Annotated in this window: 12 protein-coding genes and 1 pseudogene; 2 read left to right on the plus strand and 11 right to left on the minus strand. The window is 72.8% G+C overall.

Translation table 11 applies throughout. The annotated features are described in order from the left end of the window. Nucleotides 1-6: 6 nt before the first annotated feature. The 10 genes from ABD287_RS15535 to ABD287_RS15580 form a co-directional block, all read right to left on the minus strand. Nucleotides 7-621 (minus strand): DUF4360 domain-containing protein, encoded by a 615-nt coding sequence (locus ABD287_RS15535; RefSeq protein WP_344173727.1) that lies wholly within the window; start codon nt 619-621, stop codon nt 7-9. Nucleotides 622-789: 168 nt separating this feature from the next. After that, a complete protein-coding gene (fabG, locus tag ABD287_RS15540) occupies nt 790-1,548 on the minus strand; it encodes a 3-oxoacyl-ACP reductase FabG (RefSeq protein WP_344173728.1) in 759 nt (252 codons plus the stop codon). A 28-nt stretch (nt 1,549-1,576) separates the two neighbouring features. After that, nucleotides 1,577-2,764, minus strand: coding sequence for a thiolase family protein (locus ABD287_RS15545; RefSeq protein ID WP_344173729.1), 1,188 nt, complete (start codon nt 2,762-2,764; stop codon nt 1,577-1,579). A 110-nt stretch (nt 2,765-2,874) separates the two neighbouring features. Continuing rightward, nucleotides 2,875-3,597 (minus strand): PP2C family protein-serine/threonine phosphatase, encoded by a 723-nt coding sequence (locus tag ABD287_RS15550; protein WP_344173730.1) that lies wholly within the window; start codon nt 3,595-3,597, stop codon nt 2,875-2,877. Between the two features lie 282 nt (nt 3,598-3,879). Continuing rightward, nucleotides 3,880-5,340, minus strand: coding sequence for an NADP-dependent phosphogluconate dehydrogenase (gndA, locus tag ABD287_RS15555; protein WP_344173731.1), 1,461 nt, complete (start codon nt 5,338-5,340; stop codon nt 3,880-3,882). 126 nt (nt 5,341-5,466) lie between these two features. Further along, nucleotides 5,467-6,036: a hypothetical protein gene (locus ABD287_RS15560; protein WP_344173732.1), complete on the minus strand. Its 570-nt coding sequence runs from the start codon at nt 6,034-6,036 to the stop codon at nt 5,467-5,469. Between the two features lie 83 nt (nt 6,037-6,119). Further along, nucleotides 6,120-7,898: a DUF4012 domain-containing protein gene (locus ABD287_RS15565; RefSeq protein WP_344173733.1), complete on the minus strand. Its 1,779-nt coding sequence runs from the start codon at nt 7,896-7,898 to the stop codon at nt 6,120-6,122. Beyond that, the gene (locus ABD287_RS15570) at nt 7,895-8,962 is read right to left on the minus strand and encodes a glycosyltransferase (RefSeq protein WP_344173734.1); all 1,068 of its coding nucleotides are present in this window, start codon (nt 8,960-8,962) and stop codon (nt 7,895-7,897) included. The genes ABD287_RS15565 and ABD287_RS15570 overlap by 4 nt, the downstream gene beginning before the upstream one ends. An 83-nt stretch (nt 8,963-9,045) precedes the next feature. Next, on the minus strand, nt 9,046-9,681 hold the full coding sequence (locus ABD287_RS15575) for a sugar transferase (RefSeq protein WP_344173735.1): 636 nt from the start codon (nt 9,679-9,681) through the stop codon (nt 9,046-9,048). Then, entirely contained in the window at nt 9,678-11,120 is a 1,443-nt protein-coding gene (locus ABD287_RS15580) for a tyrosine-protein kinase domain-containing protein (RefSeq protein WP_344173736.1), read from the minus strand. The genes ABD287_RS15575 and ABD287_RS15580 overlap by 4 nt, the downstream gene beginning before the upstream one ends. Nucleotides 11,121-11,328: 208 nt before the next feature. On the opposite strand from ABD287_RS15580, the gene ABD287_RS15585 reads away from it, so the two are divergent. Continuing rightward, nucleotides 11,329-13,200 carry a polysaccharide biosynthesis protein gene (locus ABD287_RS15585; RefSeq protein WP_344173737.1) on the plus strand — a complete coding sequence of 624 codons (1,872 nt, stop codon included), beginning with the start codon at nt 11,329-11,331 and terminating at the stop codon, nt 13,198-13,200. A gap of 242 nt (nt 13,201-13,442) precedes the next feature. After that, nucleotides 13,443-13,610 (plus strand): annotated as a pseudogene (locus ABD287_RS15590) (PepSY domain-containing protein); the annotation flags it as partial. Nucleotides 13,611-13,643: 33 nt separating this feature from the next. Here ABD287_RS15590 and ABD287_RS18590 read toward each other — a convergent pair. Next, a partial coding sequence (locus ABD287_RS18590) for a fibronectin type III domain-containing protein (RefSeq protein WP_425565548.1) occupies nt 13,644-13,773 on the minus strand: 130 nt, incomplete at its 5' end.

Below are 13,773 nucleotides of genomic sequence, written 5' to 3' on the forward strand. Positions count from 1 at the left end.
CGGCGATCAGAACGGCGGGCATTCCTCCCACACGACCTGCAGCGTCTGGCGGGGCGCGGTCACGGTGGCGTCGGCGCCGCTGGCCGGGTCGACGGCGAGCTTCAGTTCGGTGGTGACGGTGAAGTCGGGGATGGCCACATCACAGCCGCGCGCCACGTTGTCGCCGCGGGTCGCGACGGTGTTCAGTCGCGACTCCGGCCCGGTTCGGACGAGGGATCCAGTCCACGGCGCCTCGTCGACGTGTCCGAACGCGACGTTGAGGGTCCCGGTGGCGCGGGCGGGCAGGTCGACCTCAAGATCGGCCAGGGCGCCGGTGATCCGGTAGCCGTAACCGTCGGCGGGCTTGAGTCGCAACGTCAACGCGCAGCCGGATACCTGCTCCCCGATGGCGCCGGCGGCGGCGCGGAGCGCCAACGCTGCGTAACCGATGAGGATCCGCTGGTCGTCCTCGGGAGTGAGGACGACCGAGTCGGGCGGGCATCCGGCGCCGGCCGCGGTCACCAGCTCGACGCGGTTGATCTCGTCGGTGGTCGCCGACGCTGACGCCGCCAGCGGGACAGCGGCGGCGATCAGCGCCGCCGTGACCACGCCGGTGGCGGAGAATGTGCTGGTGCGGGGCATGGCGTGCTCCCTTGCGCGTTGCGGACAGGCAGGTCGTCGCGTTGAGGACGCTTCAACCAGGACGCCAGACCCAATACATTGATGGGCCTGATTCCGCAAGCTAACAGAAGGCTCGACGGCTCGCGATCTGGAGCACACGTTTTGGCGGATCGCGAGCCTCCGGTCAGCTCAGCGGGCGCCGCCGTTAACGTAGAGTGTCTGCCCGCTGACGTACGATGCCTCGTCGCTGGCCAGGAACGCGATGACGGACGCGACCTCGTCCGGTTGGCCGACCCGACCCAGCGGGGTGCGCTCGGCCACCATCTTCTGGTGGTCCTCGGGGCTGGCTCCGACCCGCTGGGCGGTGGCGGCGGTCATCGCCGTGGCGATGTAACCCGGGGCGACGGCGTTGACGTTGATGTTGAACGCGCCCAGCTCGATCGCCAGGGTCGCGGTGAGGCCCTGCACACCCGCCTTGGCCGCCGCGTAGTTGACCTGCCCCCGGTTACCCAACGCCGACCGGCTCGACAGGTTGACGATCTTGCCGTAGCGGGCCGGGACCATCACCTTCTGAGCTGCCTGACAGCACAGGAAGATGCTCGTCAGGTTCGTCGACAGGACCGAGTCCCAGTCCGAGCGCGGCATCTTGAACAGCAGATTGTCGCGGGTGATTCCGGCGTTGTTGACCAGGACGTCGAGCCGGCCGAACCGCTCGACCGCCCGCTCCACCATGGACGTCACGGCGGCCTCGTCGGTGACATCGACGTCGACAGCGAGCGCCTGCCCGCCCGTGGCGACGATCTCATCGGCGACGGACGTGGCCTGCGGCTCGGCCAGGTCGGCCACGACCACAGCGGCGCCCTGCGCGGCCAGCAGGCGGGCGGTCGCGGCGCCGATGCCCTGCGCGGCGCCGGTCACGATGGCCACCCGGTCGACGAATCTGGTCACGTTCTCTCCTGTCGATGCGAGGGAATAGTCAGTCACGGGCCACCAGCACCGCGGCGCCCTGGCCGACGCCGACGCACATGGACGCCAGGCCGCGGGACGCCCCGGTGCGGGACATCCGGTGCAGCAGGGTGGTGAGGATCCGTGCCCCCGAGCAGCCAAGCGGGTGCCCGAGCGCGATCGCGCCGCCGTCGGGGTTCACCCGCGGCGGGTCGATGCCGAGTTGGTCGACCACGGCCAGCGCCTGCGCCGCGAACGCCTCGTTCAGCTCGGCGGTGTCGAGGTCGTCGACCTTCCAGCCGACCCGGTCCAGGGCCTTGTTGGTGGCCGGGACCGGGCCGATGCCCATGATGTCGGGGTCGACGCCGACGCTGGCGCCGGCGACGTAGCGGCCCAGCGGGGTCAGGCCAAGCTCGTTGAGGACAGCTTCGGAGACCAGCAGCAGACCGGCGGCGCCGTCGTTCATGGGCGAGGAGTTGCCGGCGGTGACGGTGCCGCCGGCGCGGAACACCGGGCGCAGGCGGGCGAGCTTGTCGGCGCTGGTGTCGGCGCGGATGCTCTCGTCGGCGATCAGTTCGCCGCCGGCCGGCAACGGCACCGGGAGCAGCTCGTCGGCGAAGTGGCCGGCGTCGCGGGCGGCGGCGGCCAGCTGGTGGCTACGCAGCGCGAAGGCGTCCTGACGTTCCCGGCTGATGGCGAAGCGGGCGGCGACCTCCTCGGCGGTCTCCCCCATGCTCAGGACGCCGTGCAGGTCCTTCATTCGCGGGTTCGTCAGGCGCCAGCCCAGCCGGGTGTCGGCCATGGTCATGGTGTGTGGGAGGGCGTCCTCGGGGCGGGCCAGCACGAACGGCGCCCGGCTCATCGACTCCGAGCCGCCGGCCAGCACCACTTCGGCCTCGCCGGCGCCGATGGCGCGGGCGGCGGTCGTCACGGCTTCCAGACCCGAGGCGCAGAGCCGGTTCACCGACGCGCCCGGCACGTTGTGCGGGAGCCCGGCCAGGATCGCGGCCATCCGGGCGACGTTGCGGTTGTCCTCCCCGGCCTGGTTCGCCGCGCCCCAGTAGATGTCGTCGACGCGGGCCGGGTCGAGCGTGGGCACGGCGGCGAGGACACCGGCGACGACCCCGGCGGCCAGGTCGTCCGGGCGGACGGTCGACAGGGCGCCGCGCAGCCGGCCGATCGGGGTGCGCCGGGCGGCGACGAAGTAGACCGGACGCATGTGTGCTCCTCGTCAGGCGTCGGGGGTGGATGCCGCGACCGAGCCTAGTGCCCCGGGCCGGCCGGCCCGCCTTCGCCCGGCGCCGGCGGCGTGGCCAGGGCGCCGGCGGCTCAGGCCGGGACGAGGTCGGCGATGACGACGGTGATGTTGTCCGGGCCGCCGCCGGCCAGCGCCAGGTCGACCAGGCGCTGGGCGCACCGCATCGGGCCTGGCTCGTCGGCGAGGGCCGCAGCGAGGTCGGCGTCGGCGACCACGTCGGAGAGGCCGTCGGAGCACAGCAGCAGCCGGTCGCGGGGCAGCAGGTCGAGGTCGGCGACGTACGGGGCCACCGACCCGCCTTGGAGCGCCTGGGTGACCAGGGCCTTCTGCGGGTGCTCCCGGGCCTGCTCGGGGCTGAGCACGCCCTGCTCGACCAACGCCTGGACGTAGGTGTGGTCCGGGGTGAGCTGGGTGAGCCGTCCGCCACGCCACAGGTAGCCGCGGGAGTCGCCGATGTGCAGCAGCGCCCCGCAGGCGCCGTCGACGAGCAGGGTCGTCAGGGTGGTGCCCATGCCCTGACGCAGGGGATCGGCGGCCACGGCCTGCCGGATGCGGGCGTTGGCCCGTTCGACCCGGGAACGCAACGCCTCGACGAGGTCGACGCCTGGGTCGACGCCGTCGTCGAGGTCCCGCAGGGAGTCGATCGCTATCTCGCTGGCCAGCTCGCCGGCGGGAAGGCCGCCCATGCCGTCGGCGACGGCGAGCAGCCGGCGCCCGGCGAACGCCGCGTCCTCGTTGTTGGCCCGGCGGGCGCCGATGTCGGACAGCACGACCGCCCGTAGGTTCAGCGTCATGATGTGCCGGCCGCCACGAGAAGCCCCCCGCTGTCAGGACGTTAGGTCGCCGGACCCGGGTCCAGCCGTCAGGCGACCATCGTAGGCCCCGGCGGCCAGCCGCGGCAGAGGGCACGCCGACCGGCGGCGCCCAGGGCCGACCGGTGGGCGGGCCCGTTCAGGCGCGGCGGGCGGCGCAGGGTCGCAGGATCCCGGCGCTGCGAGGTCGGCCGAGCGGCCGGACCGCCATGGCCGAGCGGAGCCAGCGGCCCACGCCCGGGCAGAGTCGGCGCGGGGACCGCCTCACGCCGCCGCCTCGCCACGGTCGCCGGACCAGCGGGTGTGGAAGCTGCCGGGCCGGTCGACCCGACGGTAGGTGTGCGCGCCGAAGTGGTCGCGCAGACCCTGGATGAGCGCGGCGGGGAGCCGGTCCCGGCGGAGGCCGTCGAAGTACGCCAGCGAGGACGAGAAGGCCGGCGTCGGAACCCCAGCCCAGACGGCTTCGGACACCACCCGACGCCAGCTGGGCGCCCCGTCGGCGACAGCGGTCGCGAAGTAGGGGTCGACCAGCAGCGTCGGCAGTTGCGGGTCGGCGGTGTACGCGGCGGCGATGTGGTCCAGGAACCGGGCGCGGATGATGCAGCCGCCCCGCCACAGCCGGGCCACCTGCCCACGGTCGATCTTCCAGCCGTACCGCTGGCTGCCGGCGTCGATCTGGTCGAACCCCTGCGCGTAGGCCACCACTTTGGAGGCGTAGAGCGCCCGCCGCACGTCCTCGACGAACAGGTCGGCGTCGCTGACCGTCAGCGCGTGGCCGCCGCCGGCGTGGGCGAAGGCGTCCGCGGCGGCGCGGCGCTGGTCGACGCTGCCGGACAGGGCGCGGGCGAAGGTCGCCTCGGCGATTCCGGTGATCGGCACGTTGAGGTCCAGGGCGCTCTGGACAGTCCAGCGTCCGGTGCCCTTCTGCGCGGCGATGTCGGCGACGATGTCGACGAACGGCCGGCCGGTGGCGGCGTCGGTGTGTTCCAGGACGTCGGCGGCGATCTCGACGAGGAACGAGTTCAGCTCGCCGGTGTTCCACTGGCGGAAGATCTGCGCGATCTGCTTCGGTGAGGCCCACAGGCCCTCCCGCAGCAGGTCGTAGGCCTCGGCGATGAGCTGCATGTCGGCGTACTCGATGCCGTTGTGCACCATCTTGACGAAGTGGCCGGCGCCGTCGGATCCGACGTGGGCCACGCACGGCTGGCCGTCGACCCGGGCGGCGATCTTCTCGAGGATCGGGCCGAGGGTGGCGTACGCCTCGGCGGCGCCGCCGGGCATGATCGAGGGTCCGGTGAGCGCCCCTTCCTCGCCGCCGGAGACCCCGCAGCCGACGAAGCGTAGGCCCAGGCCCCGCAGCGTCTCCTCCCGGCGACGGGTGTCGGCGTAGTGGGCGTTTCCGCAGTCGATGATGATGTCGTCGGCGTCCAGCAGCGGCGTGAGCTGGTCGATGACGGCGTCGGTGGCCGCGCCCGCCTGGACCATGACGATGATCGCGCGGGGGCGCTGGAGCGAGGCGACGAAGTCCGTCAGCGCCTCAGCCGGCACGAAGGCGCCCTCGTGGCCGTGGTCGGCGAGGAGTTGTCGGGCGCGCTGCGGAGACCGGTTGTGAACGGCGACGGTGAAACCCTTGCGGGCCAGGTTCCTCGCCAGGTTGGCGCCCATGACGGCCAGGCCGGTGACGCCGATCTGAGCGACGGGGACTGCGGACTGCGGGCTGCTCATGCGGCAGTGGCTCCTCACATGCGGGGGTGGGGACGCCATGCAGTACGGGCCGGACGACGAATCGGTTGAACAGCGACGAAAATCCGGCCCCGCCCAGTGTGGGCGAGGCCGGATTCTGTTGTTCGGTCAGACGAGCTCGGCCCGGCGGCGACGCATCGCCATCCACAGGGCGAACGAGCCGAGCAGCACCAACGCTCCGCCCGCGAGCAGGGCGTTACGCAGCCAGGCGCTGGTCCGACCGCCGGTGACGGCCAACGCCTCGTCGCCGGCCGCGCCAGCGGCCACGATGACCGTCTGGCTGACCGTGACACCGGAGGTGAGGCCGGTGGCGGTGATCGTGGCGGTGCCGGTCTGGGAGAGCACGACGCCGGTGCTGATGCTGCCGGAGCCGTCCGCGATGACGTTCTGGGCCTTGCCGGCGGCGGCTACTGAAGTGGCCGACAGCCTGGTGGACGCAGCGCCAGCCTGGTAGCTGACCGGGATCATCGCCACGGCGCGGGCCGGCATCGCCGTGCCGCTGTAGCTGACGGTGATGGAGACCGTCTCCCCGGGAATGAAGCCGGTCGCGTAGAACGTCACCTCGCCGCCCGGCGCGACGACGGCAGTGGATACGGTCGCCGCCGGCGCCTCCGCCGGATATGGCTCAGCGGACACTGGGGCAGCCAACAGCGCCAGCGCGGTCAGCGCGGCGCCCACGGCAGCCATGATCCTGGTCGAGCGCACATTACCCCCCGTGATGTTTCATGGTCAATGAGTGATATTCACCTGTCAGCCCGAACCTACGTGGCGGGAGTGCACGATTCAGCCGAACGATGCAAAACCTTCCACGGAGTCGCCATCGGCGTCGTCCACAGTCGCGGCGCCCCGGTCGCGCCCGGGCCGGACACCACCGCGATCTGCGCCACCCTCGCGCCGCCGGCCGGCACGTCGAGGGTGAGGACCGCCGCCGGGCGCCCGCTCTCCCGCCCGGCGCCCAGCGGCGTCGGGCGACCGTCCACCGTCGCCGACACGACCCCGCCCCTGGCGGGCGCGACCAGCACGAGCAGCGTGCGGGCGGTGGTGGGATCGCCTGCCAGCGCCAGCCCGGTCACCGCACGCGGCAGTCCCGAGCGTGGGGCCACCGAGCTGAGCTGGACGCGCACCGTCAGCTCCCGCCGCCCGTCGGCCCAACAGCGTCCGGCGGTGACCGTCGCCGCCGGACGCAGGTAGTAGCCGAGCTTGGCGCCGCTTCCGTCATTGAGGTAGAGGCCCAGCAACGGTCGCGGACCATCGACGACCGGCAACTGTCCGGCCAGGTCAGTGGTGGCCAGCTCCCGCTGTTCGGCCGGACGGGCGCTCCAGACGAGCAGCCGACGCTCGCGGGTGGCGCGCGCCAACCCGTCGACCAGCGCCCTGGGCTGCGGACGCCGCTGGGTGAGCGCCTGGAAGACGGCCCTGGTGGCGGCGGCGAAGTATCGGTCCTGCTCCTGCGTCGAGCCGATCGTCAGGTAGACCCGGGACAGCAGGGTGCGCACGACATCACCGGCGGTCAGGGTCGGGCCGCCGGCGACCGGCACCGGGCCCAGCGCCGGCAGCAGGTACGACAGAGCCACCGGGTCGGTCGCGAGCACGCCGTCGACCGTGCGCCCGCTGCGACGCCGGTACATCTCAGCGAACAGCCGCGCGGCGGTCGGGAAGTCCGGCGTGAGGTTCACGTCGGCCGGGAAGGCGCCCAGTCGGTCGGAGTACAGGGCGCGTCGAGCGGGATCCAGGGCCAGCACCGGGCTCGGGAATGGTCGCAACCCAGCGGCCGAACCCTGGTCGATGACCCGGACCCGGCCGCGGTCGGCCCGGACGACAGCGAACGCCCCAGGCATGCCGCCGGTGGCCCGGACCTCGGCCAGGTTCTGGAACATCAGCAGGTAGACGCGCGGACCGTCGGCGCCGAGCATCGCCGGGATGAGCCGGCCAGCGCGAGCGACCGTCGCCGTCTGGCTGGCGGCGGCGGCAAGCTCGGCCCGCAGCTTCACGACCGCCGCCGCGACCGGCGCCGTCAGCCCGTCGAGCGGGATCGCCGCCACCCGGGTGCTGGCCCGCGCGAAGGAACGTTCAGCGGCGTCCAGGGTTGGCGCGGCCTCGCCGATGACGCCGACCGGCAGGACGCCGGCGCGGGGGGCGAGATCGGTCAGGTTGACGCCCTCGGCGGCGCGCGCCAACGCCGGCAGACCCTCGGCGGCCAGCTCGACGAGCACCGCGACCACGGTGTTCACCGCGGCGATGTCGTCCCCGACGCCCGGCAGGGCGGTCCCGGCCCGCCAGAGCGGATCGGCGGCGGAGTCCTGTGCCAGATCGGTCTCAGCGCGCAACCTGGTCAAAGTGGCGGCAGCGGCGGCGGGTTCGCCGGCGGCGACCTGCTGGCGCAATGTCTGGGCGAGCCGGGCGGCGGCCACGAGGTGTGTCTGTACCGAGCGTCCCCGCATCCCGGCCCAGACCGCGCACGGGGCCAGCAACGCGACGGTCAGGCCCGCGCCGATGAGGGCGCGGCGGCGGACCAGTCGCCACCGGCGGCGCCGGCTCATCGGCCGGCCGCCGTCATGAGGACCTCGTGGAAGCGCTCGAACAGTCGGCCGCGGTTGAACCTGCGGGCGGCCAGACCGGCCGCCGCCGCCCGGGCTTCGGCTCGGCCCCGCGGATCATCAAGTAGATGGTTGATCATCTTGGCCGCCTGCGCCGGGTCGTCGGGCGGCAACCAGACGCCGGCGCCGGTCTCCACCAGCAGGTCGGTCAGCCAGCCGCCGTAGTTGACGGCCACCGGTTTGCTGGCGGCGAGCGCGTCGAAGACCAGGGCCGGGGCGACGCCCCGCAGCTGTGGCCGATCGGCCAGCGTGGACATGGCGAGGTCGCAGGCCCCGAACCAGGCGACGACGTCAGGTCGGGCAGCGGCGTTCAGGACGAAGAAGGTGCGGTCGAGCGTGCCGAGACCGGCAGCAAGGGACTGGACGACGCCAGCACGGGGGCCGTCGCCGACGACGACCGTGCGGACGTCAGGGTCCAGCTCCGCCAGCGCCGCTGAGGCGCGGGCCAGGTGCTCGACGCCGTTCGCCGGGCCCAGCGGTCCGGCGTAGAGCAGCAGGGGACGGTCACCGAGCCACGGGGTACGGGCGCGCAGCGCGGCGCCGGCGCGGTCCGCGCCGACGAACGGGTCGAAGTCGCAGCCGTGCGGGATCATCTCGACCGGGAGGCCGGGAAACCGGCGTCGGATGCGGTCGGCGACCCGCGGGGTCAGCGCGACGACGGCGGCTGAGCGGCGGTAGACGAGGGTTTCCAGGCCGCGGGCGATGGCGCGACCGGCCGGACCGCTGACATCGCGGGCGCCCGTCCGCTCCGGGCCCAGGTCCGGGGCCTCGACGACCAGGGGCGTGCGGGATCGGTAGCCAGCCAGGGCGCCGCGGACGGTGGCGGCGCGTAGCGGACCCGTGGCAACGACAAGGTCAGCAGGTTGGCGAGCGGCCGCCGGCGCGGCGTCGGCGACGAGGCGGACCTGGTGGCCGCGTTGGACCAGACGGCGGGCGAATTCCTGTGCGCGGTCCCCGCCACCCGTCGTGGCGTCACGGAAATACGGCACAATATAGGTAATTCGCATAGTTGAACGCTACCGCGCCGGTACCGCACGACCAGGGAAAACAACGGCTAAAACAGTCCATACATCCCTGACTGGCCAGGAGGTCAACGGGCCGTCTGCGCACCGGACCGGTCCCCGGCGCCGACGAACTCCGGCATCGTCGCCGCGCCAGGGGCCGTGACGCCGCGGCGGCTCAGGAGCACGCCGATCGTCGCCGCCAGGATCCACAGATCGCCGCGCAGGCTGCGCCCCTCGACGTAACGGACGTCCCACTCCAGGCGCTCGTCCCACGGCACGGCGTTTCGACCCTGGACCTGCGCCAGGCCGGTCAGGCCCGGCAGCACCTCATGCCGGCGGGCCTGCCGGGCGGTGTACCGGTCCAGATATGACATGAGCAGCGGGCGAGGTCCGACGAAGCTCATCTGGCCGCGGGCGATGTTCCACAGCGACGGCAACTCGTCCAGACTCGACGCCCGCAGCCGCCGTCCGGCCGGCGTCAGCCGCTGCTCGTCCGCGACCAGCGCTCCGGCTGGGTCCACCGGCCGCATGGTCCGGAACTTGACCAGCGGGAAGCCGACGCCGTGGCGGCCGGGCCGGTGCTGGACGAAGAGCACCGGACGGCCGATCGTGGCCGCGACCACGATCGCGGTGACCGCGACCAGCAGGACGGCGACCGGCGCTACCAGCAGCAGCAGCGCCAGATCCATCGCCCGTTTGGCCCGCCGCTGGGCGGGGGTCACCGGTCCTGCCCCGCGCTCACCGGTTCGGGACGCGCCCCGAACCGGTCGGCGGGCCCGGCGCCGGATCGGTGGTGGCCCTTCCGCCGATCCGGCGCGCCGGCGTCATAGCCGTAGTACTGGTACGGGTCGCCATCACCGGGCGTGACCATGTTGAGCACACAGCCCAGCAGCCGGGCGTCGACCGAGCGGACCGCGGCGGCCGCGGCGGCCACCTGGGCCGCGGTGGTCCTACGGGCCCGGGTGACCAGCAGCGCGCCGTCGGCGCGGGCCGCCGCGATCGCGCCGTCGGTGACCGGCAACAGCGGCGGACAGTCCACGATGACCATGTCGAACTGGTCCCGGAAGTGACGCAGCAGGTCGGACATGTGCTCCGAGCCGAGGAGCTCGCTGGGGTTGGGCGGCAGGAACCCGCTGGGCAGCACCCACAGACCGGCCCCCCACGGTTGGAGGACGTCGCCCAGCTCAGCCTGCCCGGCCAGGACGGTGGTGAGGCCGACGGCGCCCTCGATGCCCAGGTATTCGGCGATCCGAGGCCGGCGCAGGTCCGCGTCGATGAGCAGCACCCGTTTGCCGGCCTCGGTGAACAGGATCGCCAGGTTGCAGGCGGTGGAGGACTTGCCCTCGCCGGAGACGGCGCTGGTGACCGCCAGCGTCCGGACCGGACGGTCGATGTCGACGAACTGCAGGTTGGTGCGCAGCTGCCGGAGCGCCTCGGCCCGGGGCGAGTGTCCGGCGTGGGTGACCAGTCGTTGCGGGGTGTCCCGGGCGGCCTGGTCGAACGGCACGCTGGCCAGCACCGGGGCCCCGACGAGGTCCCGCAGGCCGTCGCTGGTCTTGATGGTGGTGTCGAGGATCTCCCGGAGCGCCGCGCAGCCGGCCCCGATGAGGACGCCGAGCAGCGCGGCGAGGGCCAGATTGCGGACCCGCCGGGGCGCGACCGGCGTCGGGTCCAGGGCCGGCCCGACGACCAGCTCGACCTTGACGGCCGAGCGGCTCTGCCCCGGCGGTGTCTCCAGCTCCTCGACCAGGGTGCTGAAGTGGCGGGCCAACGAGGTAGCCAGGGCCAGCGATCGTTGCCTGGACTCGTCGACGACGACGGCGTCGAGCAGCACGGTCTCGGGCTTGGCGGTGGCGGTGATCCGCTGGCGGACCCGCTCGGCGTCCAGGCCCGCGCCGGCTGTCCCGGCGACGAGACGGGCGAGCCGGTCGCTGGCGAGGAGGCTGGCGTAGGACTTCACCCGCTGCTGGGTGAACAGCCCGCCCTCGTACGCCGCGCCGACGCCGCTGTTGGGAGTGCTGACGAAGAAGGTGAGCGAGGTGGCATAGCGGGGGGTGGTGTTCACCGTGACGACGGCGGCCAGGGACAGCGTCGCCGATAGCGCGCCCAGAACCCACCACCAGCGTTTACGGACGGCTCGTAGCAGGTCCGGCAGCTCCACAGCTCAGCCCCCAAATCCCCCATAGAACGACAGAACAACTATATGGCTGGAGAGACCGCGAAGCAGGTGAAAGCAGTTTCCTACCTATTCTCCGAAAAGATCGATTTAGTCTCGGGAAGGCGCCGCGTCGCGCTTCGGGCGCGTGACCGGCCAGGTCCCGACTCACTAACGCGCAGAGCGCGATATAGCGTATTGGCGGATAAACAGGATGAAGCAGGGCAAGACGCGATACTGGTCCTGGTGGGCGCTCGTCGATCTGGCCGCCTGGGCGGCCGGGCTCAGCGCCGCCGTCATCGCACGCTACGAACTGTCGCTCACCAGCGCCCATCTCAGCCCGCTGGCGTTCGCCGCGCCCGCCGCCGGCCTGCTGCACGTCGGCGCCGGCCACGCGCTGTGCCTGTACCGCGGTCGGCACCGACCGGCCAGCTTCGCCGAGGCGAGGACGATCACCCTGGCCGTCCTTCTCACCGCCGCCGCTCTTACCGTCGCGACCGCGACAGTGGAGCCCCGCCCGGTCCCGATCAGCACCCCGGCCCTCGGCGGCGCCTGCGCCCTGGTCCTCATGTGCGCGGCCCGCAGCGCCTGGCGGGCCCGACGGGAACAACGCGACCACGCCCGGCTCACCGCCGCCGATCCGATCCTGCTCTACGGCGCCGGCCGGGTCGGCCAGGCCACCCTCAACGCGATGCTCGACGACCCGCAGGCCCGGTACCGGCCGGTGGGCCTGCTCGACGACGACCCAGAAAAGCGCCGGCTCCGGATCCGTGGCGTGCCGGTCATCGGAGGTCGCGACCAGATCGGGGCCGCCGTGGCCGCCACCGGCGCCCGGGCCATCGCGGTCACCGCCGAGGCGCTCGACCCGATGCTGCTCGCCGACGTCCGGGCCCACGCCCGTGCCGCCGGGGCCGCCCTCACCACCGTGCCGTCGATCCACGATCTGCTCGACCGACGCGGCCGCATCCGCGACGTCACCGACATCGACCTCGACGAGGTGCTCGGCCGGCGGCGGATCGAGACCGACCTGGCGGCCGCCCACCGCCACCTCACCGGCAAGCGCATCCTCGTGCTCGGCGCCGGCGGCTCCATCGGCGCCGAGCTGTGCCGCCAGCTGCACGCGTTGCGGCCAGCCGAGTTGATGCTGCTCGACCGGGATGAGTCGGCGCTGCACGCCGTCCAGCTCGCGCTGCATGGCCGGGCCATGCTCGACTCCCCCGACACGATCCTGGCCGACATCCGGGACGTGGCCCGGATCCGCGCGATCGTCGCCGACCGGCGCCCCCAGGTGGTATTCCACGCCGCCGCGCTCAAGCACCTGCCGATGCTCCAGCGCTCGCCCGGCGAAGCGGTCAAGACCAACGTCTGGGGCACGCTGGCAGTCCTGGACGCGTGCGCCGGCGTCGAGCGATTCGTCAACATCTCCACCGACAAGGCGGCCAACCCGGTCAACGTGCTCGGCTACAGCAAACGGATCACCGAGCGGCTGACCGCCCACGCGGGGCTGGTCAATCCCGGCCAGTTCCTCAACGTGCGGTTCGGCAACGTGCTCGGCAGCCGCGGCTCGGTGCTCACCGCATTCGCCGCGCAGGTCGCCGCCGGTGGGCCGATCACGGTCACCCATCCGGACATCACCCGCTACTTCATGACCGTTCAGGAGGCCGTGCAGCTGGTGATCCAGGCGAGCCTGGTGGGCCGCGACGGGCAGGCCCTGGTGCTGGACATGGGCGCCCCGGTGCGGATCGCCGACGTGGCGCGCCGGCTCGCCGCCACCGCCGAGCGACCGGTGGAGATCGCGTTCACCGGCCTCCGGCCCGGCGAGAAGCTGCACGAGGACCTGTTCGGCGTCGACGAGGTCGACGAGCGCCCGGCGCACCCGCTCATCTCGCAGGTCGCGGTGCCCGCGCTCGACCCCGCGGAGGCACACACCCTCGATCCCGACGGGCCGACCGAGGATCTCATCGCCGCGCTGGCCAAGCTGGCCGCGGCCCCGGCGCCGGTCTGGCAACGGGCGTCGGCCAGGGACAGGACGCCGCTCCCGGACCGCCAGGTCACCGCGTTCCGGGAGCAGTTCGTGACGCGGTAGGGGACGTCGAGCCCGGTCCGGGGCGGGCTCGCCTCGCGCGTCCGTCCGTTTGTACTCATGGTGATAGCGGCCAGCAGCCTGGTTCTTCTCGCCGGGACGGCAGTGGCCAACGCCGGGGACCGGGATGATGACCGCGACGACCGGCGGTCTACCGTCACCGGGCAGCGGGGCGGAGCGTCGTTCGAGCTGGAGATCGATCCAGAACTCGATGCCGAGTTCGGTCCACGGCGGTCAACGCCGCGCAGGCCACGGCGATCGTGGCCGACGCCTTTCCCTGCGCCAGGGTGACCGAGGCCGAACTCGACGAACGTGGCGACGGGCCGATCTGGGAGATGAAGTTCGATCTCGGCGGACGCGAACGGGAAGTCGATGTCGACGCCGACAACGGCGCTGTCCTCGGCTCGGACTGACCCGGAGCCAGCCGGTGGTCGGCGGATTTACGATCACCAGGAGGTGGTGGCGTAGACGCCCTTTGACCAGGCGCCCCAGCCGCCGGAGTTCTTGGCGCGGACTTTGAATTGGTAGCGGGTGCCGGATCGTAGTCTGTTGACGTCGGTCTGGGTGGTCCAGGAG

This window comes from Pilimelia columellifera subsp. columellifera, assembly GCF_039532605.1.
Classification (GTDB): Bacteria; Actinomycetota; Actinomycetes; order Mycobacteriales; family Micromonosporaceae; genus Pilimelia; species Pilimelia columellifera.